The organism is Streptomyces sp. WAC 04229 (assembly GCF_003947455.1).
GTDB lineage: Bacteria > Actinomycetota > Actinomycetes > Streptomycetales > Streptomycetaceae > Streptomyces.
This window is the reverse complement of sequence record NZ_QHJH01000315.1, coordinates 1-4,697: the sequence shown is the minus strand read 5'-3', so window position 1 is coordinate 4,697 and position 4,697 is coordinate 1. Positions and strand designations below refer to the sequence as shown.

Sequence of the window (4,697 nt, the reverse complement as noted above, 5' to 3'; positions counted from 1 at the left end):
GGCGGGGGGCCGCCGAACGGGCGGTCTCCGGCGGGAGCCGAACGCCGCCGGTCAGCCGCTCTCGGCCGCCGTCAGCAGCGGACGCAGGTCCGGTACGAGGAGCGCGTCGTCGTCCGCCGCGCTCAGGTCCCGCCGGACCCGTTCGCGGTCGCAGTGTCCGATGAACGGCAGGCCGAGCGCACGGGCGGCGGACTGCTCGGCGACGGACGAACCGATCATCACGCACGTGTCGACGGTCGCGTCGAGCCGCTCCAGGGCCCGCAGGAGGACGTCCGGGTCGGGCATCAGCCGGGTGAGGTCGGTGCCCCTGCCGTGCACGTCCCCGGCGAGGGCGTCCAGCAGGCCGCGTCGCCGCAGGTGGTCGGTGACCGGCGCGGGTGCCCGGTCGGTGACCACGGCGGTGCGCACCCGCCGGGCGTCAAGCGCCTGGACCAGCCGGTCGGCCAGGGGCACCGGCCGTGCGGTGCGGGCCGCCCGCGCCTCGTGCCGGTCGAGGCGGAGCCGTACGTCGGGGGCGAGCCGGTGCCCGGCCAGGGCCCGGACGAAGTCGAGCGTGCCGGCGTATCCGTCCGACGAGACCCGGGGGAGCGGTACGCCGGCCAGCGCGTGCTCGGGGTCGCGCTCCTCGACGAAGAGCCGCGCGATGTCCAGCAGCACCTCCCGCTCGGCGGCCGGCCGGTACAGCCGGGCCAGTACGTCGTCGAAGCCGAGGAGGACGCAGTCCGCGCCCGCGACCAGGTCCTCGGGCGAGCGCGTGGCCCTCCCGCGCGGGGTGCCGGTGCGGCCGGCCGGCCGGAAGGTCCAGACGAGCCGGTAGCCGGGCACCTCGGCGCGCATGAGATCGAACTCGCCGCCCTCCCGGAGCGCGGCGAGGAACTGCCCGACCAGCTCGGCGACCACCTCGCGCAGGTCGGTCGCCCGGTTGCGCACCGCCTCGACCGGGTCCTCGACCTGCCACTTCGCGTCGACCGTGGGCACGCCCGTGCCGACGGGGTGTTGCGTCAGCTCGACCTCGAAGTACTGGCCGGCCGCCCGGAGGGCCGAAGGCGCCGACCGGTACTCGTCGGAGTCCGGGAGGGCGAGCGTGCCGTCGGGCAGCCGCAGGACGAAGGCCACGGAACCGTCGCGCGGGGGGACGGGGAGCCTGCCGCCGGGCGGCATGGGGTACGGCCCGCTCACGGCCCGGCCGTCCGACGCCTCCACCCTGGGGCCCGCGGCGCCCTCGACCGGGCGGTACCAGCCGGTCTCGTCGTCCAGCGGCCGGAACAGGTCCGGATCGAAGGAGGGTCCGTCCTCCCCCGGCTCCTGGACCTCGTCGTAGTGGAGCGAGTCGGAGAGGACGACGAGCGCCTGCGCGTCGGACGCGTCCAGGACCGCGCCGACCGATCCGGCGTCGGCGCGGAAGGACTGCTCCTCGGTTCCGTCCAGCCGGAACTCCACCTGCCAGAACTCGACGAGCAGCCGCTCCGCGCCGATGTGCGCCAGCTGTTCGGGCAGGCCGTCCACGGCCGCCCGCAGGAGCGGGGCGGCCTCCGTCCGCGGCTCCAGCAGGACGAGCAGGCCCTCCCCGTCCGCCACGAGTCGGTAGGCGGTGCCGTCGAGCCCACTGTCCGCCAGCAGATTCGTGACCAGGGTGCGCAGCCCCGCGTGGGCCTCCTCCTCACCCGAAGGGCCGTCGGCGAACGAGAAGCGGGCGCAGTCGCGGAAGTCGGTGTCGAAGTCTTCCTGCGGGTCTTCGTCCGCCTCGGCCGGCCGGCCGGGCTCCGCGGACTCTTCCGGTTCCTCGGGGTCCTCCGGTTCCCCGGGGTCCTCCGGTTCCTCCATGATCTCCGCCGCTTCCTCCAGCCGCGGCGGCCAGGAGTCGTCCTCCGTGGGGAACGGGCCCTCCGGCAGTTCGTCCGGTGCGGACAGCGCCCGGTGCGGTCCGTCGTCCCGCTCCGACGAGGTGCCCTCGTACTCCGACCACGGGGCGTCGTCCACCGGCTCGGCGTGCTCCTCGCGCAGTTCGCGGCCCAGCGCCGCCAGGGCCGGACTGCGCCCGCCGGACAGCTCGTACTCCTCGTACACCTCCAGGGCCTCCGCGCCCCGGCCCTGGCGGCGCAGCGCGATCAGGTAGAGGCGGCGGAAGTCCTCGCGGTGCGGGTGGACGCGGAGCAGGCCGGACAGTTCGGCCGAGGTCCGGTCGTAGTCGCCGAGAGCCAGGTCGAGTTCGGCGCGCTTGGTGTGCAGGGCGAGGCGGAGCCGCAGGAGCCGGGCGCGGGCGGTACGGGCGGCGGGACCGGGCACGTGCGCGAGGGCCTCGTCGCCGTGCCAGAGCGACAAGGCCTCGGTGACCAGGGCGCGGGCCTCGGTGGGCGCCCCCTCCAGCCGGGCCGCGTCGGCCTGCCGCACCAGCTCGTCGCAGCGCACCAGGTCCACGTCGTCGGCGCTGGTGTGCAGGGCGAGGCCGTGGGCGGACGTCACCAGGGCGCCCGGGCCGAGGGCCTGGGCCAGTTGCGTCGCCAGCCCGTTCACGTCGCCCCGCGGGTTGCGCGGTTCCTCGCCCGGGTCCCACAGCCCCCACCGCAGCTCCTCGTGCGTCACCGTGCGGCCGTGCTTGAGCAGCAGCATGGCGAGCAGCGCGCGCACCCCCGGTCCGAGGGCGGGGGACCCGTCCGGCAAGGTGACCCGCAGTGCGCCCAGGGCGCGGTAGCGGCGCGGCTCGTACGCCTCGCGGGCCCGGGCGAGCGACCGGGGGTCCGTGAGCAGGTCCAGGCCCTGGGCCTGCGTCGCCGGCGACGCCGACATCAACTGGTCGAAGGCGTGCGCGTAGTGGATGCGCAGGGCGGCGGGCAGCCGGTCCAGGTGGCGGGAGTCGATCGGGACGGTCAGCCGTGAGGTGCCCGAGGTGAGCAGCAACAGGACGTCGCACAGGGCCCGGAGGTCCTCCGAGCGTCCGGGCGGCCCCGAGGCCCTGCCCGGTTCGAAGAGGCTCAGCCGGACCGTGCCGTCCGGCAGCAGGACCACCCGCGACGCCTCCAGGCCGCCGTGCGTGACGCCCGCCCGGTGCAGGGCGGTGAGGGCGCGCGCCAGCTGCGCCCCGACCGACACCACCAGCGGCGCGGGCAGCCGCCGGCCGTTCGACCGGGCCAGCGTGTGCAGGGCGACACCGTCCAGGTGCTCCATGACGACGTACGGGACGTCGTCCTCGATGCCGGCGTCGAGGACGGTCACCGTGTTCGGGTGGGTGAACTCCGTCAGGCGGCGCGCGTCCCGCAGGAACGCGCGCCGCGAGGCGGGGTCGCGGTCCGGGTCGTGCAGCCGGACCGCCACGGTCCGGTTCGTCTCGGTGTCCTCGGCCAGCCACATCCTCCCGGTCGGCGCGAGCCGCCGGGCCGGCCGGTAGCGGGCGCCCAGCGCGGGCGGGAAGGGCGAGGGGCCCTCGGACCGCACCGGTGCGGCCAGCTGTCTGGCACTCTCCTGGCTGATCGCCGCGAACGTCTCGCCGCCGTCGGCCCGCTCGGTGCCGTCCCGGGAGGGGAGCAGCGCGCGGAACTCGCCCGGCGACCGCCCCGCCCGCTCGTCGATCAGGCCGCCGGTGCGCAGCAGCAGTTCGTGGGTGCGGCTGCGGGCGGTGCGGGGCAGCCCGCGCAGCAGCAGATCGCGTACGCCGGGGCGGAAGGCGTACGAGCCGGGTGGCCCGGCGACCGTGGTGAGCATGCCGCTGAGGATGATCTCGGCCAGGTGCTGGGGCCGGGGTTCCGGCTCGACCGCGGCCTGCACCAGCCGCATCACCGGCAGGTCCGGGCGCCCGAGCGCGAGGTGCCCGGCCAGCCGGAAGGCCTGGCGGGAGGCGCTCGCGCGAAAGCGCAGCACCAGTTCCTCGGCGGACAGGCGCGTGGCGTCGGCGCGGTCGTCGGCGTCGGCGGGCAGCGGGCGGTGCAGCACGGCGGCCGCCCCCGGGTGGCGGGTGCCGCCCGGACTCGCGACCAGGGAGGCCCAGTTCGCCAGCCACTGGGGCCCCGGTTCCAGCACGGGGAGGTGCACGGTGCCGCCGGGGGCCGGGGGCACGCCGTCGTCGTACGGGGTGAAGGCGAGCGACGCGCTGGGCGCGGCCCGGTGCGGGGCCGACAGCCGGCCCGGGACCGGAGGCAGGGCGGTGTCCCGCCACAACTGCTCGGGGAGCGGCTGGAGAACGGCCAGCGGGGTGCGGTGCGCCCAGCGGCGCAGTGTGGCGAACCAGCGGGTGCCGGCCGGGCCCTCCCGCCACTGCGGTCCCATGCAGTCGCTGATCAGCAGGGTGACCGTACGGCCGTCGGGGGGCGCCTCGGCTCCCTCGCCGCGGACGGTGCCGTCGGCCTCCGCGCGGTGCAGGACGACCGTGCGGAAGACGCCCGACTGGGCGAGTGTGGCGTGCAGTTCGCGTACCAGCGGCTGCCAGACCGGCATCGTCGGGCCCGCGTCGTGCACCAGGTTCAGCCGCAGCCAGCGCTCCCGCACCGGGCGCAGCACCGGCAGCCACCCGTCGGGCCCGCCGCCCAGCCGGGCGATGCGGTCGGCGGTCGCGGCCTCGTCCACCTCGTGGCCCACGGGCGCGTCGCTACGGCGCTTCAGCGGGCGCAGGGAACGCTGCAGCGCCAGCGTGTGGCGCAGCATCGGCGGGGCGGGCGCGAGCAGGGAGCGGTGCGGTTCGGCCGCCGACGTTCCCGGCGCGGGGG

Annotated in this window: 1 protein-coding gene; it reads right to left on the bottom strand. The window is 76.7% G+C overall.

What is annotated here, in order from left to right; translation table 11 throughout:
* Positions 1-51 precede the first annotated feature (51 nt).
* Positions 52-4,697, bottom strand: a 4,646-nt coding sequence (locus DMH12_RS37190; RefSeq protein ID WP_125495693.1) for an SAV_2336 N-terminal domain-related protein, incomplete at its 5' end; no start/stop codon positions are given.